Below are 25,674 nucleotides of genomic sequence, written 5' to 3' on the forward strand. Positions count from 1 at the left end.
TTGTAGTGTTTGACGCGGCAAGTCCTTGAATAGCAAGCACTTTTCCGCACCAGGGGACGTGTTCTCGGCGGTTTTCCGATTGCTGCCGGCCCGTCTCTCCTTGATGGAATGTAGTCGAACTGATCCGTGCTTGCAATCGTTGTCATGAACAGCGTTGTTGTTCAGTCAGTCCAACTAAACAACACTTGCCAGACTCAACATTCGGTGTTCTAACATGAATTGGTTGCGCAAACATCGGCCGAGGATGAGGGGTGGTTCTGGTGGGTTGGAGCGGGGCCCGCAGCCAGGTGGGGTGGCTCAGCTGGCACGCCGCTCGGTCACGCGGCGGCGGAGGTCGAGCGGCGGGATCGGCCTACTCGTAGCGCAGCGCGTCGACCGGGTTCAGGCGCGCCGCCTTCACGGCCGGCAGGATGCCGAACACGATACCGACAGCGCCGGAGAAGCCGATGGCGACGGCGATGCTCCAGCCGGGCAGCGACGCCGGCGGCAGCCCCGGGATCAGCGCCGTGGCGGCGCGGGCCAGCAGCCAGCCGACGGCAAGGCCCGCGAGCCCGCCGAGTGACGACAGCGTGGCCGCCTCGATCAGGAATTGCGCGACGATGTGGTGGCGCCGCGCGCCCAGCGCGATGCAGATGCCGATCTCGCGGGTGCGCTCGGTGGCGCTGACGAGCATCACGTTCATGATGCCTATGCCGCCGACAAGCAGTGCGATCGCCGTGATCGACGCCAGCACCGCGGACACCATCGCGACGATGCCGAGGAATTTCTCGGCGGCCTGGCGCGCCGTCTGCACGGTGAAGTCGTCCGGTTGGCCGGGGCGGATGCCGTGCACCTTGCGCAGCAATGCCGTCACCGCGTCCCGCACGGCATCGGCCTGTGCCACGTCGTCGACCTCGAACGTGATGGCGATGTCGGCCCGGTCCGCGTCCGCCGCCAGGGCCTGGCCGACCTCGAACGGGATCAACAGGTAGTCGTCGCGCGACAGCCCGAACAGGTCGCCCTTCGGTTCCGCGACGCCGACGATCTTGAACCAGTGCCCGCCGATGTCGACGTAGGTGCCGACCGCGTCGGCCGGCAGCCCCAGCTTCTTCAGCGCCTTGCGCCCGGCCACGCACACCTTGCGGCGCGATGTGCCGTCCGCGCCCCGCAGCGCCCGGCCATGCTCGGGCCAGGCCTGCATCGCGCGCTGGTACGACACCGTCACGGCCAGCACCTGTGTGACGGCACTGCGGGCCGGGCTTCGCACCGTCGCGCCAGGCCCGAACGGCGCGAAGGCGGCGGCCACGTTGCGGATGCCGTCGACGTGCGCGACGATGCGGCCGTAGTCGTCCAGGGCCAGCACGTTCTGCCGGCCCAGCAGCTGCTCCTTGAACGGCGTGTAGCCCTCGACCGTCAGGCTGCCGGCGCCGAACGCGCGCAGCTCGCCGCTGATCGACGCCGACAAGCCATGCATGACGGAGACGACGGCGACGATGGCGGCCACGCCGATGACGACGCCGAGCACCGTCAGCGCGCTGCGCAGCGGATGCGCCCGCAGGCTGCGCAGCGCCATCCTGACGCTTTCAACGAGGATGAACATCGGCCTGCTCCGGCTGGGCGGCTGGGCATGGTGGCGGCGCGGCGGCTGCCAGCACGTCGCCGACGATCCGGCCGTCGCGCAGCGTGACGATGCGCCGGCAGCGCCGCGCGATCTCGGCTTCGTGCGTGACAACGACAACCGTGTGCCCCTGCGCGTGCAGGTCGTCGAAGAGCGCCATCACGGCAGCCGCGCTGGCGGAGTCGAGGTTGCCGGTGGGTTCGTCGGCGAGCAGCACCGACGGCTCGGAGCACAGCGCGCGGGCGATCGCCACGCGCTGGCGCTGGCCGCGGGAGAGCTGGCTGGGCAGGTGATCCGCGCGGTGCGCCAGCCCGACCTGCTCCAGCACGGCCAGCGCGCGACGGCTCCGCTCCCCGTGGCGCACGCCCCGGTAGACCAGCGGCAGCATCACGTTCTCCAGCGCCGACGCGCGGGGCAGCAGGTTGAAGTTCTGGAACACGAGACCGATTTCACGGTTGCGGATGGTGGCCAGTTCTCCGGCATCCAGGCGCGCGATGTCCCGGCCGTTCAGCAGGTAGCTGCCACTGCTGGGCGTGTCGAGGCAGGCCAGGATGCTCATCACCGTCGACTTGCCGGAACCGGAAGGCCCCGTCACCGCGACGTAATCGTGCGGCGCCACGTCCAGGTCGACGCCGTCCAGCGCAAGCACGGATTCGCCACCCATCGGGTAGCGTTTGCGGACGCCGCGCAGCGCGATGCAGGGCCCGATCATGGCGCGGCGGCCCGCTCGCGCGCGCCGCGGGAGGTGAGGCCGGGCGCCACGCGGTCGCCCGGCTTCAGGCCGCGCAGTGTGCGGTAGGGCCCGACGATGACGGCGTCGCCCTCGGCCAGCCCGGTCAGCACCTGCTGGCGGCTGTCGTCCGACGCGCCCACCGTCACGCTGCGCTTCTCGGCCTTGCCGGCCGCGTCGACGTAGACGTAGTGGGCGGCAGCGGGCGCCGGGCGGCCGGGGCGGGCCATGCGACTGTCCTTGTCCTCGTCGTCGGACAGCACGGCCTGCAGCGGCACGGCCGGCACCTGCTCGTGGGCGCCCGTGTAGATCTCGGCGCGGCACCGCATGCCGGGGCGCAGTGCCAGGCGATCGTACCCGGCCAGCCTGGCGCGCACGGCGTAGTGCAGGGCGCCGCCGGCGGGCACTGCGCCCGGCGCGGCGCGCTTCGGCGACATCGGTATCAGCGCGACCCGTGCCTGCACCGGCGTATCCGGATAGGCCGGCGTATGCAGTGCCACTTCCTGGCCGACGGCGACATGGGGAATGGCCGCTTCGTCCACGTCGATCTCGGCGACCAGGCTGTCCGCCTGGGCGATCGTCATCAGGCTCGAGCCGGGAATACCGACCTGGCTCGGCACGGCCGTCTCGCCGACCTTGATGTCGAGGGCGACGACGGTGCCGGCGATGGGCGCGTGCACGCTCGTCTTCGACAGGCGCTCGGCCGACTGGCGCAGCACTGCCTGGGCCTGCTCCAGCCGCAACTCGCTGTTGCGCAGTTCGATCCGTGCCAGGTTCAGCGCATAGCGCGCATCGTCCAGCGCGGCGTCGGCCAGCATCCTCATCGTGTGCAGTTCCAGCTTGCGGGCGAACTGCGCTTCCTGGTTGCGCAGGTTCAGCTGCTGCTGCTCGATCGCGATGCGCTGCTGGCGCACGGCGGCATCCTGCTCGGCAAGCTCCGCGCGCAGGCTCTGGTCGTCGATGTTGAGCAGCAGGTCGCCACGCCTCACCTGTTGACCCTCGCGCACGTGGATCGCCGTCACCTTGCCGATCACCTCGGGCGACAGCACGACGGCATCGGCATACGACAACTGCCCGGCCGCCAGCACGGACGACATGATTTCGTGGCGGCCGGCCCGTTCCGTCTGCACGGGCAGCGGCGGTGTATGCGGCGCCAGCGCGCGCACGGCGGGAAGGGTGGCCAGGCCGGCCAGGATTGCCAGCATGGCGACGAGCGTTGCGCGCCGGCGTTGCGGGGGGCTGAGGTTCATTGCGGCTCCTCACGGGTTACTGTGGATTCCGTTGCGGTGCAAGGCGCGGCAAGGGTGCCGCGCGCAGGCGGCGCGGCGTGTCGATGGATGACGGGTCGTCGATCACCGCCTGTCGCGATGCGAAGGCTCGCGGGACGACAGGAGCCGGGCGCCGTCTCGATAGTAGGTGGCGGGGGCAAACGCGGGTTGATCGGCCGCAAAGGCGCATGGTCCGCTAGCGGCAACCGGGCCGCCAGCGGACTTTACCCATCAGGGCACCAGCACCTCGTCGATGCTGGCCAGCGCGCCGGCCGTGGCACGCAGCGTCAGCGTGTTGTTGCGACCCGCGGCCAGGGCGACGGGCACCGGCAGCGTGGCCCATGTGTTGGCCCCACCAGACGGCGGGAACGCGATCGGCCACGGCTTGCCGTTCACTTCCAGCACGCCGATGCGCGGCAGCGGTGCGCCGTTCGCATAGCGGATCTTGACGAGGCGAATGCCGCCGTCGCCGCCGTCCACATGCGTGAAGCGCGCCGTGCCGCCGGCGGCGGGGATGTCGACGAAGCCGGGGCCCCGGTAACCGTCGCGGTTCGCCGCCACCACGGCGCTGCCGGACAGCGCGGCATCCTCCGCCTGGATCGCGCCGCTGCCGGCATAGCGGATGTTCGGCCGGGGCGGCGCGCTCATGCCGGCGCCCAGGTAGTAGTCCGGCAGGCCCGATTGCATATAACCCTTGATCGTCATGTGGTTGCGGTAGGCCGGGTTGTGCGCCATCGTGTACAGCCGCGTGTCGGTCGGGATGTCCGTCGTGAAGATCACCAGCTCGGTGTAGGTGGGGTTGACCAGCACGACCTCGGTGCGCCAGTCGCCCAGGATATCGCCGAAGAACATCGGGTTGTGGTCCCACAGCTTCGGCGACCCGTAGGCCGCGCTGGACATCGTCAGCAGGCGCGGTGTCGCGTTCGTGCGCGTCGGTGCCAGTGGGTTCCACTTCTCGATCTTGTAGTCGTTCAGGCCTTCCGTCAGCACGTCGCCATCCCACCAGATCGAGTGCGTCGGATAGGGCCGCAGGTTCGTGTCCGGCTCCGTCAGCGTGTCGGTCGGGCCGTTGAAGAGACCCGAGAACGACCACACCTCGAAGCCCGGATAGCGCGGATCGACGTCGCCGACGAGGCCGCGGCCCACGTCGCGCAGCACGCCGTCGGCGATGCCGTGCGTCCAGCCGATGGTGCCGTTGGTCGCGTCGTAATAGTATTCCAGCAGGCCGCTCGGATTGTTCTGCTGTACGCCGTAGCCCTGCATGCCTGAGCTCGTCGTGTCGAATTTGCCGATGAAGAAGCGGTCGCCGTGCACGACGCCGGGCAGGATGTAGCGCAGCGTGCCGTCGCTGTTGACCATGAAGTTCCCCGTCGCCATCTCGTCGCGGCCGTCGCCGTCCACGTCGATCACACGCATCTGGTGCGACGCCTGGCGTGCGTCGCCGGCCGGCATCGGCAGCACCCAGTTCTGCGCGACCGTGCTGCCGCCGTGCCAGCTCCAAGCCGCGAACACGTCGTTGAAACTCTTGTCCGGATTGCGGTTGCGGCCCCAGAAGTAGATGCTGGGGTGGATGCCATCCGGGTAGCCGATGCCCAGCTGCGTGCCGAGCGGCCCCGCCGCCGCGAAGTCGGTGGGGAAAGGCCGCGTGGCCAGCGGCATGCCCGTCAAGCCGTTCAGCACGGCCACGTATTGCTGGCTGGGGTTCGGGTCCGTGAACGTGCTGCCGTCGCCGAACGTGACGCCGTCGGCAACCTTCAGGATCACCTCGGCCTTGCCGTCGCCATCGAGGTCATACACCGTCACGCCGTCATACATGCCCATCGACAGCGTGGCCGGGCCGGGGCTGATGTTGTAGGTCTTGAGGCTGCCGGGGCCCAGGTCGATCTGCCACAGCCGCGTGCCGTCGCGCTTGTACGCTTCGAGCTTCTGCGGCGCGATTGCGTAATCGTCGTTCCCTTCAGTGAACGGGGCGATGCGGTCCAGCACGAAGTCGTATTCGCCGTCGCCATCGAGGTCGCCCACCCACACGTACTTGGTGCGCCAGCCGGCGCCGGGCAGGGCGGCCAGCGGCACGCGCACGATCGGTTCGATCGCGTGGTTCGCGGCAAGCGTGAAGCTGGCGCCCGGTTCGATGGCGGGCGTGCCGGCGCGGCGCACCGTGTACGTGTTCGGCACCGCCAGGTCCGCCGTCGTGTCGGTGAAGTTCGTGCCGCCCATCAGCGGCGCGCCGTTCAGCTTCACGGGCGCGGCGCCGTGCGCCGACCGGTAGACATCGAAGCCGAGATTCGCCGCGTCCAGCCCCAGCAGGCGCCAGCTGACGAACACGGATTGCTCGGTGGCGCGCACGGCAACCACGCCGCGGCCCAGTTTTTCCATGACGCGCGCGGCCGGCGCAGAATCGGCGGTAACGGCGCCAGCAGCGGCGGCAGCGGCCTGGCTGGCCAGCGCAAGCAGCGCGCCGATGACGAGCGTGGCGCCGCGCCGGCGCAGTGGGTGAGTCCTGTTCATATCGCCTCCTGTGGTGGGAAAAGTCCTGTCGCATCTGTTTGACGGACCGGCGCGACTTTTCCGCCGCGGACTAGTTGCGGATGACGATGCCGAACATGTACTGCGCCCCGGCGTAGGCATACTCGAGCAGGTTGGGGCGCCCGTCCGCGTACGGTGCGTAGCCGCCGTGGCTCGTCGATTCGGCGGCATGCCCCAGGTTGCGGCCTTCGGCGAACAGTTCGACGTTGCGCCGCAGCCGGTACGACACCTTCGCATCGACATAGCGCGTGGTGCTGCCGAACGTGGGTACGCCGGGATTGAACGGCAGCGTGGTGGCACCCGTTACGCCGACGGCCGGGTAGTAGCTGGCGTTCGCCGGCAGCTCGCGGAAATAGCCGGCCGCGCTCTGCAGCGCGACGCGGGCGGCCAGCTTGCCGTCGTCGTACCACACCGATGCATTCCACGTGTAGCGCAGTTCGCGCGGCGGGCCCAGTGCGGCGCCGGTGACGAGGTCGCGGATCGGCGCGCCCAGCACCTTCGAGCGCATGCGCGTGTAGTTCGCATCGATGCCCGTGTGGCGCAGCAGGCCGGGCAGGCGCGAGAACGCCGTCTTGCCGCTGATCTCGACGCCGCCGCGGGCCGTCGCCGGGCCGTTCACGTAGGTCGCGTACGCATAGCCGACTTGCGTCAGGTCGGCGCCGGTGGCGGGCTCGGTGCTGTTGGAACCTCCGAACGGATGCGCATCGTAGACGGCCACCCGCAGCGGTGCGCCGACGATGCCGCGCTGCCGGAAGCCGGCCAGCGACAGCACGGTGTCGCGGTCCGGATACCATTCCAGCGCCAGGTTCTGGTTATGGCTGCTCATCGGCCGCAGCGCCGGGTTGCCCAGCGTGCCGTCGCACGACATGTCCGCGCCGGCCACCTCCAGGCGCCGCTCGTCATAGGTGCACGTGACGTTATTGCTGTACAGGTACTGCACGGGCGGACGGGCGATCGCCTTGGCCCGCGTGTAGCGCAGCACGACGGCGTCGCCGGGCCGCCGCCAGGCGAGATTCAGGATCGGCATCACGTCCGTCGTCGTGCCGCGCAGCGCCGTGTTGCGTGCCAGCGCGCTGCGGGCGATGCCGGCGGCGGCGTTCGGGTCGGCGGCATCGTAGGCCGCCGTCTTCGTCACGGCCTGGAACGTCATCAGGCCCGTCGCATCCGTGCTGGTGCGCACCACGCGCCAGCCGAAGTCGCCGGCCAGCATGCCGGCCGCGGGCAGCGGCACGTCGAAGTCCGCGCTCAGGTAGGCGGCCAGCGTGCGTTCGCGCACGGCGGCCCGCGGCTGCTCGTACACATTGCCGTCGCTGCCCCGGCAGCGCTTCACGCAATCGAGGGTGAAGTGGCGCACGCCCGTCAATTCAATCACCTTGCGCACGTCGATCTCGGTCCAGCCTTGCACCAGGCCCGCCGGGATGCCGCCGGCACCGTGGAAGTAGCGGATCGAATCGTTGTCGAGCGCCTGCGCCACGATGGCGCGGTAGGCTTCCTGCGTCATCACGATCATGCTGTCGAACGCGGTGGCGGGGTCGCCGCCGTACGTGGTGCCGTAGGCGCACGGCTTGCCGCCCGGGCCCAGCGAGCCGGGCGTGTCGGCACAGGCCTGGAACGCGCTGCGTACCTGCGCGCGCGGCACGACGACGGCCGGCGTCGTGGCCGTTGCCGCCTGCGCCGTGTAGCCGGCGCCGGTCCAGCTGTCGCCACGGTAGTCGCGCCGCTGCAGGCCGAACTTGATGCGGCCCAGCCACGGGATGGTGTCGCCCACCGCATACGACAGGTCCAGCCGCGCCGTATCCTCGCGCCGCTCCATGATGCGGGCGTTCGCCATCGTCAGCTGGGTGGGCGCGGACATAGCCGGCGACGTTGCGTTGGCCGGCGTGGCCAGCTGGCCGTAGTTCGCATAGTCCTTCTGGTCGTAGGCGCTGCCGGCCGGCAGCGTGTAGCGCCACAGGCCGTTCGGCAGCACGGACACCGTCGCCGCGCCGTACGTGTAGCCGAAGTTGGTGCGCCACTGCATCCGCGATGCGTCCGAGCTGGAGCGGCCGGCCAGGAACTCGGCGCGCCACGGCCCGGCGCGCCACGTGCCGCCCACCTGCGCGTATTGCGAGCGGCTGTCGATGCGGTCGTAGATCTGGTCGACGTTGACGCCCGCCTGCGTCAATGTGTATTGCATGACGTGGTGGTTGGCGTCGACGACGACGGATGACGGCACCACGTTCAGCACCGAGCCGTTCGTGATGCCGCGCCACGCGCTGCTGCTGGCGCCAAGGTTGACCGGCGTCGGATAGAAGTACGAGCCGGGCAGCGGGGTGCGCACGATGTCCGGCGCCGTGCCGCTGTCGGCGTAGCGGCCGTCGCCGTTGATGTTGATGCCGCCCAGCGAGAAGAACGATTGCTCGTCGTCGATCTTGCGGGTGTTGCGGTTGAACTTCGCGTACAGCGTCAGGTGCTCGTCCACCTTGAAGTCCAGCCGCACGTCGCCGTACAGCCGGCGGTCGTATTCGCGCCGCATCTGGTAGCGCACGTTCTGCGGCGTGTAATCGTTCCACTGGTTCAGGCAGGTGATGAGTTCATAGCCGCGCTGGTTCTGCGCCGCGGCCCGGCCGGCCCGGTCCGCGAAAACAGCCAGCTGTTCGCTCGTGTAGCGCGGAAAGGCGGCTTCACAGTCCGCCTTGGTGCGCGCGGCGGCCGCGCGCTGCACGATCTCCAGCGGGCTGAATGCATCGACGGTACCGCCGCCGGCGCGGTTCCACCGCGCCAGCGGCGCCGTCGCGGCCGGATCGCGCGTGTCGACGGTGGCCGGGTTGAATGAGAACGTCTTATCGGGCGACTGGTCGAAGTCGATCGCCCGCGCCATGCCCAGGTTGTAGGCGGAATTGAGCGCCGTGTGGTTCTCGTTGCGCGCCTGCGCGCTGGTGAGGTTCAGCACCAGGCCGAGGCGCTTGCCGAGGAACTGGTCGGCGTACAGGAAGTTCAGGTTCGGCGTCGCACGCTCGTTGATCGAATTCATTTGCGCCGCGGCGCGCAGCGCCACGTGGCGCTTGCCGAAGTCGAGCCCCGAGCGGGTGCGGATCACGACGCCGCCGCCCAGCGAGCCTTCCGTCATGTCCACGCTGGCGCCCTTGACCACCTCGATGCTCTTGATCAGGTCCGTCGACAGTTCGCGCAGGTCGACGCCGCGGCCAGAGCCGCCGTTGTTCAGGTCCGTGCCGCCGGCTGCCTGCACGCCCAGGCCGTCGATCTCCACCCGCACCAGTTCCGGCGTGTTGGCGCGCACGTTGATCGTCGTGCCTTCGCCGTACTCGCCGCGCTCCAGCGTGACGCCGGCCAACCGCGAGATGGCCTCGGCCACGTTCCGGTCCGGGAAGGCGCCCACCTCGTCGGCGACGATCGCATCCAGGGCCGTCGCGGCATGCTGCTTGCGGGCGATCGAATCGCGTTCGGAGGCGCGGGTGCCGACGACGTGCACGCGCTGCGGTGCCGGATCCGGGGAGGACGCCGCTTGCGGGGCCGGTGCGGCGGGGGGACGTTTGACCCGCTCGATCAGGATCGTGCCGTTCGCATTGACGCGGGCGGACAGGCCAGTCCCTGCGAGCAGCATGCGCAGCGCCTGCGGCGGCGGGTAGCTGCCATGTACGGGATTGGTCGTGATGCCGGCCAGGTCGTCGCCGCTAGCGAGGATGCGCAGGTTCGCGTCGCGCGCGAAGGCGGGCACCGTCAGCGCCGCCGGGCCGGCCGGCAACTGCAGCGGCACGGGCGCCTCGGCCGCGCTGCAGGGCAGGGCGAGTAGCGCGGTGGCGGCGCACGACAGGATGCGGAACATCATCCTTGCCCCCGGCCCGCGGGTGTCAGCGGCGGATGCCGATCCGGATCGTGTCCGCGCCGATCGCCACGGGCACGCGCAGCAGCGCCTGCACGTCGTTGGCGAATTCCTCCGGCTGGTCGACGCGGTAGCGCCCCACCAGGGGCTTCATCCGCAGCGCCGGATCGGCAACGACGAGCTGGCGCGCATTGTAGCGATTGAAATCGGCCACCGCGTCCGCCAGCGGCACGTTGTGGAACACGAGCCGGCCCTCGCGCCAGGCGAGCCGGCGTTCCACCTCGGCCGGGTCGGCGGCCACGGCGATCTCGGCGGCGTCCGACACGCGCGCCAGTTCGCCCGCCGCCACGCGCTTCTTTGGCGTCGTGCCCTGGTTGGCCCACACCTCGACGACGCCTTCCGTCACCAGCACGTCCGCGCCCTGGGCGTGGCGGCGCACGGAAAACGCGGTACCGACGGCGCGCACGCGCACGTCGCCCGCCTCGACGATGAACGGCCGCGCCGCGTCCTTGGCGACCTCGAACCACGCTTCGCCGCGCGTCAGCATCACGCGGCGCTGCGCATCCGACAGGCGCACTTCGACGGCGCTGCCGCTGTTGATGCTGACGGCCGACTGGTCGGCCAGCCGCACCTTGCGGAACTCGCCCAGCGCCGTCTCGAACACGGTGTGTCCCGGCAGCCGCGGGCCGATCGCCATCACGGCCACCGCGGCCAGGCCGGCCGCCAGTGCGCCGCCGGCCACGATGGCGCGGCGGCGGTGCGACGGTGCGTGCGCGGGAGCATGCAATGGAAGAGCGGGAGAGGAGGCTGCAGGGGAAGCAGGAGCGGCCGGCTTCAGGCTGCCCTGCACCTTGACCTGGTCGAGCGAATGGGCGATCGCGCTGGCGCGCAGGTAGGCGCCCTGGTGCCGCGGGCTGGCGGCAAACCACGCTTCGAACTCGGCGCGCGCGGCGACGTCCAGCGGGCCCGCCGCCGCGCGCGCAACCCAGGCCAGCGCCTGGTCGTCGACGTCAGACATTGCGCCGCGTGGCCGGTCGCGGTGCCGGGTCGGTGCCATGGTCGGTGCCGACGCTGATCCCGACCCGCGCCACCATCTCCGCCACCAGTTTCAATCCTCTCATCATTTCCTTTTCCACCACGTTTTCCGTCAAGTTCAGCCGGCGTGCCGTCTCGAGCTGCGACAGGCCGTCGATCTTGCGCGCGCTGAACACGTCGCGGCACCTCTCCGGCAGGTTCGCCACCAGCCCGAGCACCCATTTCAGTTCGGCCCGCGCCAGCGCGACGCGTTCCGGCGACGGCCCGGGATCGGCCACGTCCAGTTCATCGAGGCTGGCCACGGCATCGATCTGCACGACGGCGTCGCGCCGGAACCGGTCCACCAGGATGTTCTTCGCGATCTGCATCAGGAACGCCTTCGGCTCCAGCACGTGTGCCACCGATTCCAGCTTCAGGATCCGGCAGTACACGTCCTGCACCAGGTCGTCCACTTCGGCGTCGCCGGCGCACAGGCGCCGCAGCCGCGCGCGCAGCTCGGCTTCATAAGGTATCACGTGCGCACTGACCCAGGCGACGAGGGCGGGATCGAGCGGGCCGTTCATCGCTGCCTCCCCACATGGGCGCGGTGCAGCGCACCCCGTTCCTGGCCGGCCGGTGACTCGTTCATGTCTCCTCCTCGGTCGCCCGCACTCGTCCAAGGGATCGTCCACGGGATCGGCGCAGGCGTGTCAATAGTGTTTGCATATATACACGCATCGAGCGCGGCGCTCAACGGCGCCCCGATCGTCTTCCTGACTATTTGGCGCGGGCGGCGCGTTCCGCTCAAGTGACGTGATTGTTTGCGGCGGGGCCGGCGGAACGCGTGCGGCCGGCTCGTCATTCGGGTAGGGCAGCCCACATGCCCGCACAACGACGAGACGGAGACCACGATGAAGAAGAGAGCAAGCATTCCCCAGCCCACGGCCGCGGCGCGCGCCGTGTCGCTGGCCCTGGTATCGATGATGGCCGGCCCGGCGCTGGCGCAGCAGACCACGCCCCCTGCCGCGACCGCCACGGCGGACGACGGCGCCGTCGCCAAGGTGGTCGTGTCCACCCGGCGTTCGCAGCAATCGTCGATCGACCGCAAGAAGAACGCGGCGACGGCGATGGATTCGATCGTGGCCGAGGACGTGGGCTCGCTGCCGGACCGGAATATCGGCGAGGCGATCTCGCGAATGGCCGGTGTGGCGATCGACCGCGGCGAATACGGCGAGGGCGTCAGCCTGTCCGTGCGGGGCAACGGGCCGGGGCTGACGCGGGTGGAGCTGGACGGCATGTCGGTGCAGTCCGCCGGCGGCTCGGACCTGAACGGCGGCGGCGACGGGCGCGGCGTCGAGTTCCGCGCGCTGTCGGCGGACCTGATCAAGAGCGTCGACGTGATCAAGGGCCAGACGGCCGACATGGTGGAAGGCTCGCTGGGCGGCGGTATCCGCATCCAGACCCGCACGGGCCTCGATTTCAAGGAGCCTTACCTGTCCGTGCGCACGTCCGCCACGCAGCACAGCCTGAACGAGAAGTGGACGCCGGACCTGAGCCTGATCGGCGCGCGCCAGTTCGCGAGCGGGCGGCTGGGCATCGTCGTCAATGCGTCGTACCAGAAGCTGGACAACGAGGCGCACCAGTTCCAGACGTCCGGCAACGGCCAGAACGGCTATGGGCGCTACGTGGACATCGACAATTCGCCGGAGAAGACGTTCACGTTCCAGCCCGGCGCGCTGGACATGTCGAACCCGGCGGCGACGCAGCCGACGGCCACGTTCGCGGACGCCAGCGGCCGCGTCATCTTCGCCGGCGCCACGCCGGTGGATCTGCTGCAGCGGGCTGCGGCGGCGCAAACCAAGCAGGATTGCTTCAGCGCGTTCCCGCAGTTCACCAAGGCGTCGGCGGCGCTGGCCGGGCTGTCCGCGTCGAACATCAACAAGGCGATCGACCAGCGCGGCAACGAGCTGCTGACGTGCCTGAACCAGTGGAACGACTACAGCCCGCAGCTGCTGCGCTACTTCGTCAAGCGCCAGATCGACGAGCGCAAGAACCTGAACCTGCGCGCCGACTTCAAGGTGAACAACGATCTCACCGTGTACGCGAAGGGCTCCGTGACCCGACGCACGATCGACGACAACTACATGACGTACAACCTGGGCCAGGTGGCCGTCAACGCCACCGGCAGCTACACGGATGCGGGCGGGCGGCGCGTCGCCATGCCGGGCTACTACACGCTGCCGAACAGCTATGGGCTGGGCGCTTCCGGCGCCGGCGTCGTGCAGGGCGCCGCCGTCAACTTCAATCCGGCCAGCGCGGTCGTCGACGGCACCCATCATCTCACCAGCTTCGCACTGGACAACGGCGGCGCCGGCACGGACCAGATCCGCAACCTGATGGAGGAGAACACGAAATACCTGCAGTTCGGCGGCACGTTCAAGCGCGATGCGTGGACGGCGGAGCTGCTGGTCGGCGCATCGAAGTCGGACTTCCGCCGCGCCAATGCGCGCTGGTCGGTCGGCTTCGACTACGGCGCGGCGACGGCGACCGTGGGGCCGAACGGCACCTGGGGCTACACGTTCCCGAACGGCGGGGCGCCCGACAACGGCAACCCCGCCAACTACAACCGCACGGTGACCAGCACCGACCCGGCGATGCCCGTGACGACGAGCGACACGACGCTGCGCTGGCAAAGCCCGCTGATGCGCGAGCAGGAGGAGCAGACGGCGAAGCTGGACCTGTCATATGCGCTGCCGGACAAGATCCCCGTTTTCAAATACATCAAGGCGGGTTTCAACGTGCGCCGGGAGGGCCGCGATTCGTGGGGCGGCGGGGGTTACACGGTGCGCACCGCGCAGGGCACCGAGGGGCAGCCGAACTACAGCCCGGCGATCACGGTGCCGAGCAACGACGTGCGCGACGTGATCCGCGGCTGCCAGGACACGCCGGGCTCGATCGGCACGGCCAACGCCTGCCGTTACGGCTTCACGCCGTCGGCCAGCCCGTCGCTGTCCGGCACTTACGTGCTGCCGATGCAGGACTTCCAGAACCTGCTGGGCACCGTGATGACGTCGCCGGCGACGGCCACGCAGCTGTTCAACGGCGCATCGGGCCGGCCCGCCAATATGCTGGGCAACTGGAACCAGATCGACGTGCAGAAGGTGATCGACCTCCTGAAGCTGCCGAACTACGACTACCACTGCATGAAGGAGTGCCTGGGCAGCGACGGCAAGGTATATGCCCAGCCGGTGTCGCGGGTGCGCGAGCGCACCGAGGCGTTCTACATCATGACGGACTTCGGCTTCGACACGCTGCCGTTCACGAACCGCGCGCTGCCGTTCGGCTGGGAGGTGGACGGCAATTTCGGCTACCGCTACGTGCGCCGCACGGTGACCGGCACGGGCAGCATGACGTTCCGCACGATCACGAAGACGCCGGCGTTCGACCCGGCCAACCCGGACGCCGCTGCCGGCATCGTCACCAATGCCGTAACGCAGAATACGACGATCGACGCGAAGAGCCACGTCTTCCTGCCCAGCTATAACGTGGGCCTGTGGCTGATGCCGAATCAACTGGTGCTGCGCTATAACGCCGCGAAGACGGTGGCGCTGCCGCCTGTCTCGCGGCTGCTGGCCGCCGGCACCTGCACGTACGACGAACGGGAGACGGGCGGCGTGGCGGGCGACGACGGCGACCTGTCCTGTAATACGGTGGGCAACCCGGGCCTGCAAGGACAGAGCAATTTCAACCAGAACCTGTCGGTCGAGTGGTACCCGAACCGCGACACGATGTTCACGGCGTCGGCCTACCGGCAGGAAGGGCGGATCGGCCCGAACAAGACGACCGGCGTGTACGACGTGGCGCTGTTCAGCGGCTCGGACGCCGTCAACCCGGTGACGGGCGAGCCGCTGTCCGACATCCTGTTCGACTACACGACGTACACGAACGGCCCGCCGGCCACCCGCACGGGCGTCGAGTTCTCGGCGCGCACGGCGTTCACGTTCCTGCCGTGGTACCTGCGCTACACGGGCATCGACGCGAACTACACGCGCCAGAAATCCAAAATGGAGCAGGCGATGATCGACCCGCTGACGGGCGCCGCGCAGCCGCAGTCGGGCGAACCGAAGTACTCGTACAACCTGGCCCTGTGGTACGACGACGGCCGGCTGGCCGCGCGCGTCGCGGTGCAGGCGGTGGCGTCGATCTACGGCTGCACGGCGCCGTGCGGCGGCACGGGCACGGGCCTGAACTCGTACCCCGCATTCAACGTGAACGCGTCGACGGCGCTGCCGTGGAACCCGGGCACGGCGAACGTCAAGGACGCCACCCGCTTCATCGACGCGCGGCTGTCGTACAAATGGACGCCGAGCCTGGAGCTGTTCGTCGAAGGGCGCAACCTGTCGAACCAGACGCAGACCAACAGCATCGCGTCGAGCGCGTACGCGGACGGCACGCCGAACCTGCAGAACTACGCGTATGCGGGACGGCGCGTCACGGTGGGACTGATCTACCGGAACCTGTAACACGACATCTCCGCCCGCCCGTCGGGTTTTTCGCGCGGCCGCTGGCCGCGCTTTTTTTGGCGCTGTTCGCATTAAGTCCGCTTGACGGGGGCCACGAAACCTTTTGCTGGGAATGCTGTCACCTCTGACGTTGCTCCGGCGCTACCGCCAGCCTGAGCCAATGTGCTGCCGCCGTGGCCTTGCCGTCGTCGAGTACGCGCTGCCAGCCGGAATAATTGGCGAGGTAGCGGCTGGCCACGCCGCAGAAGCGCCGCAACCAGGTTTTGAAGCGGCCATGCCAGCCGTTGACGCCGTTCAGGTGAATGGCGCCGTGCCCGTGTTCGCCACTGCGCACGTTGATGGCCTCGTGGCTGATGCTTGCCTGCCGTGCGAATGACGCAAACGCCTGCGCGCCATCGCTGACCAGCAGCGCGTCCTTCGCCAACACGGATTTCAGGTAGCGCAGCAGGCGCGCGGCAGTGGACTGGCCGCGGCCGGCATGAAACTCATGCGTCGTCTTGCCGCGATCACGTGCCACCAGGATGCAGTCATGCTGGTCGTTGACACCACGCCGGGTCGCCCTTCCACCACGCCGGCGCGGCGGGCGATCCAGGTGCCGCGAACCCTTCTGGGATTCGAGCACGTAGGTTTCATCCGCTTCGACAATCCCCTGTAGCTTCGGCGGCTGGTCGCGACGCACGGCGGAAAGAAAGCGGTGCCGCCAGCGAAAGCTGGTGGACTTCGCCACCGCGACCCGTTCGGCCGACGCTCGCAGCGTGCGCGAATCGATCAGGCATTCCAGATACGGCAGCCATTTGTCGCGGTGCCGCAAGCGCGCCAATGGCGTCCCGGTCAGCGCATTGAAACTGCGTCCGCAGACAAGGCACCGATAGCGTTGCAGCCCATCGGCGTGACCGCAGCGGTAGCAGCGCTCGTTGCCGCAATGCGGGCAAGATGACCGGCCTTTCATTTGCTCGATCAACTGGCAGCACCGGCCCGGTGCTTCCATTGCCGCGAGCCACTCGCGCACGCAGGCCACCTCGTCTGGGGACAACGGCAACTGCGCCAGTGCCCCAAATAGCATGCGGAAGTCCAGCGTGAGAATGTCGAACTGCGCCTCCATCCCGCCCATGGTTGTGCCCTCCTGATGAAGAGAGTGACGGCACCCCGATGAGGTACCTCAACAACAGGTCAGACAGCATTGAGCGGAAGAAGTTCCCCGACTTTGCGCGAACAGCGCCCTTTTATTGGGGAAAACCGGGAGCAAACCCCTGTTTTGAAGCAATATTTCCAAAAATCGGCGTCAGACCCCGATTCTGAGCAACATTTGGGGCAGGCCATTTCCAGCGCGGGCTGCGTAGTAGTTTTACATCTCGACGGCCTGAAATCGACTTCAAACGTCTGCCGGTTACCTCTTTTTTGTGTCTTGATTGTAATCTTGCATGCTATAGTTAGCGCTATCGCAACAAAGATCAAAAGCAATCAACTTGGTGATTGTTTCGTGACGCGATCGTCGATGGGTGTGCTGGCTGGTGCATTCTGTCGCCGCATGGGGAATGGCGCCGGCGCACGCCGGGGTCAATAAAAGAAGCAGGGCGCCGCACACGGCCGTCCTATTATCAGAGACACACTCACAGCACATTCCGATGAACCATTTCTCAACACTCGACACACTGGTCTTCCTGTTCTACTTCGTCGTCATCTCCGGCTATGGCCTGTGGGTGTACCGCAAGAAGAAGGGCACCTCCGGCCAGGCATCGCATGATTACTTCCTGGCTGAAGGCTCGCTGACGTGGTGGGCCATCGGCGCATCGCTGATCGCTTCGAACATCTCCGCTGAGCAGTTCATCGGCATGAGCGGCTCGGGCTACAAGATCGGCATGGCGATCGCCGTGTACGAGCTGATGGCCGCCGCCACGCTCGTCATCGTCGCCGTGTTCTTCATGCCCGTCTACCTGAAGAACAAGATCTACACGATGCCGCAGTTCCTCGAGCAGCGCTACGGCAAGGCCGTGGCGACGACGATGGCGCTGTTCTGGCTCGGCCTGTACGTGGTCGTCAACCTGACTTCGATCCTGTACCTGGGCGCGCTGGCGATCTCCAGCGTCGCGGGCCTGAACGTGTTTGCGTGCATGATCTTCCTCGCCGTGTTCGCCGCCATCATCACGCTGGGCGGCATGAAGGTGATCGGTTATACGGACGTGATCCAGGTGCTGTGCCTCGTCGTCGGCGGCCTCGTCACGACGTGGATCGCGCTGGACCTCGTGGCCGCGCTGGGCGGCAAGCACGGTTCGTTGGCCGGTGCGAGCGAGCTGTTCGTGCGGGCCGGCGAGCACTTCGACATGGTGCTGTCGCGCGATAACCCGAACTACATGGACCTGCCGGGCCTGTCGACGTTGATCGGCGGCATGTGGATCGTCAACCTGAACTACTGGGGCTGCAACCAGTACATCACGCAGCGCGCGCTGGGCGCGGACCTGAAGACGGCCCGCAAAGGCCTGCTGTTCGCCGCCTTCCTGAAGCTGCTGATGCCCGTCATCGTCGTGCTGCCCGGTATCGCCGCGTTCGCGCTGGACAAGTCCGGCGCGCTGGGCGATTCGATGCGCGTCGGCGGCGAGCTGAACCCGGACCGCGCCTACCCGACCCTGCTGGCCATGCTGCCGAGCGGCATCAAGGGCATCGCGTTTGCCGCACTGACGGCCGCCGTCGTCGCTTCGCTGGCCGGCAAGGCCAACAGTATCGCGACGATCTTCACGCTGGACATCTACAAGCACCACTTCAACAAGAACGCCACCGAGCAGAAGATGGTGTGGATCGGCCGCCTGACCGTGCTGGCCGCCATCGCGATCGCCGTGCTGATCGCGCCGTTCATGGGCATCGACAAGAAGGGCGGCTTCGCCTACATCCAGGAATACACGGGCTTTGTATCGCCGGGCATCCTGGCGATGTTCCTGCTGGGCTTCTTCTGGAAGAAAACCACCCAGGCCGCGGCCATGTTCGCGACGATCGGCGGCCTCGTGTTCTCGATCATTTTGAAGTTCCTGCCTGGCATGATGAACCTGGCGTTCCTGGCACCGATCGGCTTTGCCGTCGACAACGGCACGGGCGTCTACGAGATTCCGTTCCTCGACCGCATGTTCATCGTGTTCTGGGTCGTCGTGGCCGGCATGGTAGTGATCAGCAAGACGGGCGAGCGCAAGGCCACGGCGAAGCCGCTGCACGTGGACACGAGCCTGTTCCGTGTCGACGGCGCGTTCGCGCTGGGTTCCGTCGTCATCTGCGTGCTGCTTGCCGGCATCTATGGAGCGTGGTGGTAAGCCCCGCCGTCGTTCACCGCGCGGCCTGACCCGCGCACGTCTCGCGGCGCGGCCTTCATGATGGCGTTCAAGGCGCTATCATTCGGGTCGTGCCCGGTCTTTTCCTCACGGTAGAGCAAACGCCGGCCCGGCCCGCATGCAAGGGGGCCGGGCCCGTGTTTGCTCTCCTATGCCGCGACGAGACCGTTCAGTCTTACAACAAGGAGCCGTATGTTCAATCCCACAGACCATCCTCACCGCCGCCTGAACCCGTTGATCGGGGAATGGGTGCTGGTGTCGCCGCACCGGGCCAAGCGTCCATGGCAGGGCCAGCAGGAAGCGGTCGACAATTCGCCCCGTCCCGCGCACGATCCGACGTGCTATCTGTGCGCCGGCAATACCCGCGTCAATGGCGAGAAGAACCCCGACTACCAGGGCACGTTCGTGTTCGACAACGACTTCGCGGCGCTGCTGCCCGACACGCCGGACGCGCCGCCATCGACCGACCCGCTGTTCCAGAACATGGGCGCGCGCGGCACGAGCCGCGTGATCTGCTTCTCGCCGGACCACAGCAAGTCGCTGCCGGAACTGACGTTGCCGGCCATCGAACAGGTGATCGACACGTGGTGCGCGCAGGCCGCGGAGCTGGGCGCAAAGTACCGCTGGGTGCAGGTGTTCGAGAACAAGGGCGCCGCGATGGGCTGCTCGAACCCGCACCCGCACGGCCAGGTATGGGCCAACAGCTTCCTGCCCAATTCGCCGGCGAAGGAAGACGTACAGCAGCGCGAATACATGGCCAAGCATGGCCGCCCGATGCTGCTCGACTATGTGGAGAAGGAAGCGGCGGCGCGCGAACGCGTGGTTGTCGAGACGGAGCACTGGCTGGCAGTGGTGCCGTATTGGGCCAGCTGGCCGTTCGAGACGCTGCTGCTGCCGCGCTTCGAAGTGAAGCGCCTGGAAGACCTGACGCCGCCGCAGCGCGCCGACCTGGCCAAGGCGCTGAAACTGCTGACGACGAAGTACGACAACCTGTTCCAGACGTCGTTCCCGTATTCGATGGGCTGGCATGGTGCGCCGTATGATGACAACGACCGCGCGCCGTGGCAGCTGCACGCGCACTTCTATCCGCCGCTGCTGCGCTCGGCGACGGTGCGCAAGTTCATGGTCGGCTACGAGATGCTGGCCGAGGCGCAGCGCGATCTGACGCCAGAGCAGGCGGCCGACAAGCTGCGCGCGCTACCGGACGTCCATTACCTCCAACGCACATAACAAGAGTAAGCAATGACTGAATCGTTGATTTCCAAAACCCGGGCCGTCTTCGAAAGCACGTTCGGCGCGGCGCCCACGCTGGTCGTGCAGGCGCCCGGCCGCGTGAACCTGATCGGCGAACACACCGACTACAACGACGGCTTCGTGCTGCCGGCAGCGATCGACTACCAGACGGTGATCAGCGCGCGCCGCCGCGACGACCAGGTCGTGCGCATCGTCGCCGCCGACTACGGCAACGCGGAAGACCAGTTCGCGCTGGACGCGCCGATCGAGCGCCTGAAGGAGCCGATGTGGGCGAACTACGTGCGCGGCGTGATCCGCGTGCTGGTCGAACGCGGCCTGCCGATGCGCGGCATGGACATGGTCGTCTCCGGCAACGTGCCGCAGGGCGCGGGGCTGTCGTCGTCCGCATCGCTGTCCGTGGCCGTCGGCCGGCTGTTCGCCACGCTGCCCGGCTTTGAAGGCGTGTCGCCGGTGGACATCGCGCTGATCGCGCAGCGCGCCGAGAACGACTTCGTCGGCACCAAGTGCGGCAACATGGACCAGATCATCTCGGCCACGGGCCTGGAAGGCCACGCCGTGATGATCGACTGTCGCTCGCTGGAAACGCGCCCGGTACCGATCCCGGCCGGCGCGGCGATCATGATCTTCAACTCGAACGTCAAGCGCGGCCTCGTCGACAGCGAGTACAACACCCGCCGCGCCCAGTGCGAACAGGTGGCGCGCCACTTCGGCGTCGCAGCGCTGCGCGACGTCGACATGCAGATGCTGGACGCGCGCGGCGGCGAGCTCGATGCGATGGCACTGCGCCGCGCCCGGCACGTCGTCACGGAAAACGCCCGCGTGCTGGCAGCGGCCGACGCGCTGGCGCAGGGCGACCTGGCGCGGATGGGCGAGCTGATGGCGGCGTCGCACGTATCGATGCGCGACGACTTCGAGATCACCGTTCCGCTGATCGACCAGCTGGTGGACATCGTCAAGCAGGTGATCGGCACGCAAGGCGGCGTGCGGATGACGGGCGGCGGCTTCGGCGGCTGCGTCGTCGCGCTGGTGCCGGAAGCACTCGTCGAACCGGTGCGCGCCGCCGTGCTGAAGGAATACCCAGGCCCGGACGGCCAGGGCGCGACGATCTACGTCTGCCGCGCCTCGGCGGGTGCCGGCGTGGTCAACGGCTGACGCCACGGACGAGCTCGTGTCCCTCTAGGGTCAGACCCCAGAAGGACACGAGCTGGTCAGTAAGCACTGCCGAGCTCGTGTCCACCATGGGGTCAACCCTGAAAAAGGACACGGGCTCGGCTGTCCCTTGCGTGCCTCCGGCGCCTACCGCCCGCCGGACACGTCGATCACCGTGCCCGTCGTGTACGATGCCTCGTCCGACACCAGCCACATCACCGCATTGGCCACCTCGGCCGGCTCACCGCCGCGCCCCAGCGGTACCGATGGGGCCAGCCGCGCCACGCGGCCGGGTTCTCCACCCGAGGCGTGCATGTCCGTCAGGATCAGCCCTGGCCGCACACCGTTGACGCGGATCCCTTCGCCCGCCACTTCCTTCGCCAGCCCGATCGTCAGCGCATCGAGCGCCGCTTTCGATGCCGCGTAATCGACGTACTCGTTCGGCGATCCCAGCACCGCTGCGCGCGACGAGACGTTGACGATCGCGCCGCCGCTGCCGCCATGCCGCGTCGACATCCGCCGCACCGCTTCGCGCGCGCACAGGAAGCTGCCGGTAACGTTGGTGGCGAAGATGGCGTTGATGCGTGCGGCGCTGATGTCCTCGACGCGCGTCTGCCGTGCCAGGATGCCGGCGTTGTTGACGAGCGCATCGAGCCGGCCGTAGCGCGCGTCGACGGCGGCAAACAGCGCTTCGACCTGGGCTTCGTCCGCGACATCGGCTTGCAGCGCGCACGCCGTCCCGCCCGCCGCCGCGATGCGTTCGACGAGGCCGTGCGCGGCATCGGCGTCGGCGCGGTAGTTGATGCAGACGCGGTAGCCGCGCTGCGCGGCGAGCAGCGCGATGGCGGCGCCGATGCCCCGGCCGGCGCCGGTGACGAGGATGGTTTTCTGGCTCATGCGATCTCCTGGCGGTCGACAGCCGCCATCGTACCAGCGCGCGTCAGTCCGGTGGCCTGCCGTAGTAGACCGGCGCGCCGTCGAACACCACGTCGATCCGGTCCAGCACGAAGCCCGGATCGAGCGCATGGATGCGCAGCGTGTGCGCGCCCGGCGGCAGTGCGGGCAGCGGCAGGGTGCGCACCGCCGTGTTGGTCAGCACGTTCCGCTTCCACTCGTCGCTGCGGCCGTGCGTCGTGAAGTCGAGCGTAACAGGTGCGGCGCCGTCCAGCGCGACGGCGATGCGCAGCCTGTTGGCCGACGTCAGCGGATGCACGGGCACCGCGACGATGTTCAGCCGTGCCGCGCCGTCGGAGCGCGTCATGAAGGCATACGCCAGCACCGGTGCGCCGGCGTGGCTGTCGCGCGACGGCAGGTCCAGGTCCGCCCGCAGCGCCGTACCGAAGCTGCCCATCTCGACGGGGCTCCAGCCTGTTCCGGACGCCGCGGTAGCCGGCAGCGTGACGATGCGCTCACGTTCGCTCGATGCCGGCGCCACCTGCACCTTCACAAGCAATCGCTGGGTGCCGCACGTGATCTCGAATCCGCCCGCCGCGCCGCCATCGTAGGTCACGGCGATGCGCTGCTCGAAACCGTTGACCGCCTCCAGCAGCCCCGCGTCGTGCGATAGCCGCAGCCCGGCCGGCACCTTTGCCGCCGTCCAGCGCAGCGCCTGCGCGCCGTACTGGATCACGGTCAGCGTCTTCGTCGCCGGAACGCCCCGCGTGAACGCCAGTTGGCCGCCCGACGCCGACAACGGCGACGGGTACGCGAGCCCGCATTCGCCGCGCGAAGGCAAGCCGTACTCCGGGAACACGGGCGGCTGGAAGACGGGCAGGCGGCGCGGCGCCGCATCCATCATGCCGCGCCACTTGCCGCCCGCGAGAGCGTTGTACTGCGCGGTATCCGCGTCGATGGCGGCCTGCGCGCCGCGTGCCTGCCGCGCGTAGTGCCCGGCCGACGGCCGGCCCATCCGCGCATACTGGGCCGCCAGGTCCAGCTTCAGGATGCGCGCGTTCAGGTTCGCACTGGCGCGCACCGGGTACGGCACCAGCTGGAAGAACGCGTCCTGGTAGCGGGCCGGCAGCGACGCGGCCAGCGCCTGGGCGCGCAGCACCAGTGCCTCGTGGCGCGCCAGCCGCTGTTCCGCTTCCTCGCCGCCGGACTGCAAATAGTCCGTCTGCCGTGTCGGCGTCGTCGGTTCCGTTTGCGAAAAGCCCATGAATTCGGGGCGGCGCTCCCAGGCCAGCGCGTAGTAGTCGCGCATCACGTCGGCGATCGCGGCGGCGTGCTCGGGGCCGAACTGCGCGGCATACCACGCCGTCATGTGCCGCGTGGTCGGCTGGTCGAGCACCTTGCCGTCGAACGCCGCGTCGAGGAAGTACTGGGCCAGGTATTCGGCCGGCTTGATGTCGCCCACGTTCAGCACCCAGATCCGGTCGGTGCCGGTGGCCAGTGCCCGCTGCAGCTGGTCGCGGACGAGCCCCGGCGCCGTCGTCGCCAGCCACAGGTAGTCGTGCGGCCGGCCCCAGTACGAGACGTGGTAGTACAGCCCCGCACCGCCCGGGCGTGCCGCTTCGCGCGGCGTGCCCAGCTGGTGCAGGTAGCCGTAGTTATCGTCGGGCCAGACCAGCGTGATGTCGTCCGGCACGCGCAGCCCGCTGTTGTAGATGTCCAGCACTTCCTTGTAGACGGTCAGCGCCTGCGGGATTTGCGCCAGCGGCTTGCCGTGGGCCTGCGCCAGCAGCTCGCGCTGGACGGCGATCACGTCGGCCAAGCCGGCGCGCGCCTCGTCGAGGGTGCGGGCGCCCTCCATCGCCGAATCGTGCACGCCGCGGATGCCCATCGTGTAGACGTTCTCGTTGCCGCGCGTTTCATCGTTGCGGCGCCGCCAGTAGTCCACCAGCGCGGTGCGGTTCGTGAAGAAGTTGAACGGCCCGTCGCGCCGCGCATCCCACTCGCGCACGTTATTGCGCATCATCGGCTCGGCATGCGAGGTGCCGACGACGATCGCGTAGTCGCGCGCCACCTGCGCATTGCCGGGCACCTGGTAGAACGGCCGCGTCACGTCGTGCATCGCCGGCCAGATCAGGTTGGCCTTCAGGCGCCACAGCAGTTCGAAGATGCGGGCGTAGGTGGCCGGCCCGATGTCGCCGCTCGGATCGGTGCGCGCCGCCCACGGTTGCAGGCCCCAGTCCTCGTCGTTCAGGAACACGCCGCGATAGCGCACCGTCGGCGCGGCCGAGACGATCCGCTCGCCCCGCACCGACAACTGCGCGCGGCGCACGGGAGGCACGTCCGCCCACCATTCCCAGGCCGAAACGCCCAGCTCGCGCGACAGGTCGACGGCACCATACACCGCGCCGCGCGCATCCGACCCGGCGATGACGAGCAGCCGCGTGCCGGGCCGTGTGCGCGACGCGATGCCGATGCGCAGATACCGTTCCCACTGGCCGTCCAGCGCGGCAAGGTCGAGCCCCTCGCTGCGCGCGATCCGCCGCAGCAGCGGTGCATCGTGCCGGCCGACGACGATGCAGACGGTGCCGCACTGGTCGAGTTCCTGCACGAGCGCGGGCCGCTGGCCGCCGACGGCCTCCAGGTCGCGCCGCAGCAAGCCGGCGGCCAGCCGCATCGTCGGGTGCTCCTCGGCCAGCACGGCGGCGCCGGACAGCATGAAGTCGGCGGAAAACGCCGGCAGCGTGAACAGCGTCAGTGCAAACAGGGGCAGTGCCAACAACTGGCGGAGGTGAAGTCGGATCATCGTGGATGAGGGGGAAGGCCGCCGTTATCTTAGCGGCACGATGACCACGCCAGCGCTCATCTTGTTGAGCGATTATTCTTCCGGCCCACGCCGATTGGCGGTAACGTAGTGTCCACGACAATTCGAAAGGAGCACATCATGCGACGTTCGATCTTCCGCTGCGTCATCGCCATCGCCACCGCGGCGGTGCTGCTGCCAAGCCTGGCCTTTGGCTCCGACGGCGACGCGCTGTGGAACAGCCTGCGCGACGGGCGCCACGTGCTGCTCGTGCGGCATGCCGCCACCGAGCCGGGCGCCGGCGATCCACCCGGCTTCCAGCTGGACGACTGCAAGACGCAGCGCAACCTGTCGGCCGAAGGGCGGCTCGACGCTGAAGCCATCGGCACCGCCATCCGCGCGCATGGCGTCCCCGTCGGCCCCGTGCTGACGAGTCGCTGGTGCCGCTGCATCGACACGGCGATGCTGGCGTTTGCCCGCGCCGACCCGATCGCGATGCTGAACTCGGGGATGGACGACGACGATGGCGCGCGCAATCGCAAGCTGGGGGAGGTGCGCGAATACGTCCAGCAGTACGTCGCATCGTACAAGGAACCCGGCAACCTCGTGCTCGTGACGCACGACGTCAACATCCGCGCCCTTGTCGGCGAAAAGATCGCGCAAGGGGAGATGCTGGTGGCGGCGCCGCAGCCGGACGGCAGCCTGAAGGTGATCGGCAAGCTGGGCGTGCCGCGCAACGCGGATGCGAAGCGGGCCATGTAGCGCAGCCGGACCGCCCCGCC

General features: G+C 68.5%; 15 protein-coding genes. 5 read left to right on the plus strand and 10 right to left on the minus strand.

Annotated elements, in window-relative coordinates:
* Positions 1 to 352: 352 nt before the first annotated feature.
* The 7 genes from IP92_RS08175 to IP92_RS08205 form a co-directional block, all read right to left on the minus strand.
* Positions 353 to 1,579, minus strand: coding sequence for an ABC transporter permease (locus IP92_RS08175; RefSeq protein ID WP_145874012.1), 1,227 nt, complete (start codon positions 1,577 to 1,579; stop codon positions 353 to 355).
* Complete coding sequence (locus IP92_RS08180; RefSeq protein ID WP_145874013.1) at positions 1,563 to 2,309, minus strand: ABC transporter ATP-binding protein; 747 nt, start codon at positions 2,307 to 2,309, stop codon at positions 1,563 to 1,565. Before IP92_RS08180 ends, IP92_RS08175 begins: the two co-directional genes overlap by 17 nt.
* Positions 2,306 to 3,577, minus strand: coding sequence for an efflux RND transporter periplasmic adaptor subunit (locus IP92_RS08185; protein ID WP_145874014.1), 1,272 nt, complete (start codon positions 3,575 to 3,577; stop codon positions 2,306 to 2,308). The genes IP92_RS08180 and IP92_RS08185 overlap by 4 nt, the downstream gene beginning before the upstream one ends.
* A 249-nt stretch (positions 3,578 to 3,826) precedes the next feature.
* A complete protein-coding gene (locus IP92_RS08190; protein WP_145874015.1) occupies positions 3,827 to 6,103 on the minus strand; it encodes a rhamnogalacturonan lyase family protein in 2,277 nt (758 codons plus the stop codon).
* Positions 6,104 to 6,173: 70 nt separating this feature from the next.
* Complete coding sequence (locus IP92_RS08195; RefSeq protein WP_145874016.1) at positions 6,174 to 9,950, minus strand: TonB-dependent receptor; 3,777 nt, start codon at positions 9,948 to 9,950, stop codon at positions 6,174 to 6,176.
* A gap of 22 nt (positions 9,951 to 9,972) precedes the next feature.
* Entirely contained in the window at positions 9,973 to 10,962 is a 990-nt protein-coding gene (locus tag IP92_RS08200) for a FecR family protein (protein ID WP_145874017.1), read from the minus strand.
* A complete protein-coding gene (locus IP92_RS08205; protein WP_145874018.1) occupies positions 10,955 to 11,542 on the minus strand; it encodes an RNA polymerase sigma factor in 588 nt (195 codons plus the stop codon). Before IP92_RS08205 ends, IP92_RS08200 begins: the two co-directional genes overlap by 8 nt.
* A 327-nt stretch (positions 11,543 to 11,869) precedes the next feature.
* Here IP92_RS08205 and IP92_RS08210 point away from each other — a divergent pair, with 327 nt between their 5' ends.
* Positions 11,870 to 15,481, plus strand: a complete 3,612-nt coding sequence (locus IP92_RS08210; RefSeq protein WP_229418678.1) for a TonB-dependent receptor — start codon at positions 11,870 to 11,872, stop codon at positions 15,479 to 15,481.
* A 118-nt stretch (positions 15,482 to 15,599) separates the two neighbouring features.
* On the opposite strand, the gene IP92_RS08215 is transcribed toward IP92_RS08210, so the two are convergent.
* Positions 15,600 to 16,583, minus strand: a complete 984-nt coding sequence (locus tag IP92_RS08215; RefSeq protein ID WP_443094144.1) for an IS1595 family transposase — start codon at positions 16,581 to 16,583, stop codon at positions 15,600 to 15,602.
* Positions 16,584 to 17,106: 523 nt separating this feature from the next.
* Here IP92_RS08215 and IP92_RS08220 point away from each other — a divergent pair.
* The 3 genes from IP92_RS08220 to galK all read left to right on the plus strand — a co-directional run bounded on the left by IP92_RS08220 (position 17,107) and on the right by galK (position 21,201).
* Positions 17,107 to 18,777, plus strand: coding sequence for a sodium:solute symporter family transporter (locus tag IP92_RS08220; protein ID WP_145874019.1), 1,671 nt, complete (start codon positions 17,107 to 17,109; stop codon positions 18,775 to 18,777).
* A gap of 210 nt (positions 18,778 to 18,987) precedes the next feature.
* On the plus strand, positions 18,988 to 20,025 hold the full coding sequence (locus IP92_RS08225; RefSeq protein ID WP_145874020.1) for a UDP-glucose--hexose-1-phosphate uridylyltransferase: 1,038 nt from the start codon (positions 18,988 to 18,990) through the stop codon (positions 20,023 to 20,025).
* A gap of 12 nt (positions 20,026 to 20,037) precedes the next feature.
* Complete coding sequence (galK, locus tag IP92_RS08230; RefSeq protein ID WP_145874021.1) at positions 20,038 to 21,201, plus strand: galactokinase; 1,164 nt, start codon at positions 20,038 to 20,040, stop codon at positions 21,199 to 21,201.
* Positions 21,202 to 21,345: 144 nt separating this feature from the next.
* Here galK and IP92_RS08235 read toward each other — a convergent pair whose 3' ends face one another.
* Both IP92_RS08235 and IP92_RS08240 read right to left on the minus strand, forming a co-directional pair.
* Positions 21,346 to 22,095: an SDR family oxidoreductase gene (locus tag IP92_RS08235; RefSeq protein ID WP_145874022.1), complete on the minus strand. Its 750-nt coding sequence runs from the start codon at positions 22,093 to 22,095 to the stop codon at positions 21,346 to 21,348.
* Positions 22,096 to 22,138: 43 nt separating this feature from the next.
* A complete protein-coding gene (locus IP92_RS08240; RefSeq protein WP_145874023.1) occupies positions 22,139 to 24,895 on the minus strand; it encodes a glycosyl hydrolase 115 family protein in 2,757 nt (918 codons plus the stop codon).
* Between the two features lie 138 nt (positions 24,896 to 25,033).
* Between IP92_RS08240 and IP92_RS08245 the strand changes: the two genes are divergently transcribed.
* A complete protein-coding gene (locus tag IP92_RS08245) occupies positions 25,034 to 25,654 on the plus strand; it encodes a histidine phosphatase family protein (RefSeq protein ID WP_145874024.1) in 621 nt (206 codons plus the stop codon).
* The last annotated feature ends 20 nt before the right edge of the window (positions 25,655 to 25,674 follow it).

This window comes from Pseudoduganella flava, assembly GCF_007830495.1.
Taxonomy (GTDB): Bacteria; Pseudomonadota; Gammaproteobacteria; order Burkholderiales; family Burkholderiaceae_D; genus Rugamonas; species Rugamonas flava.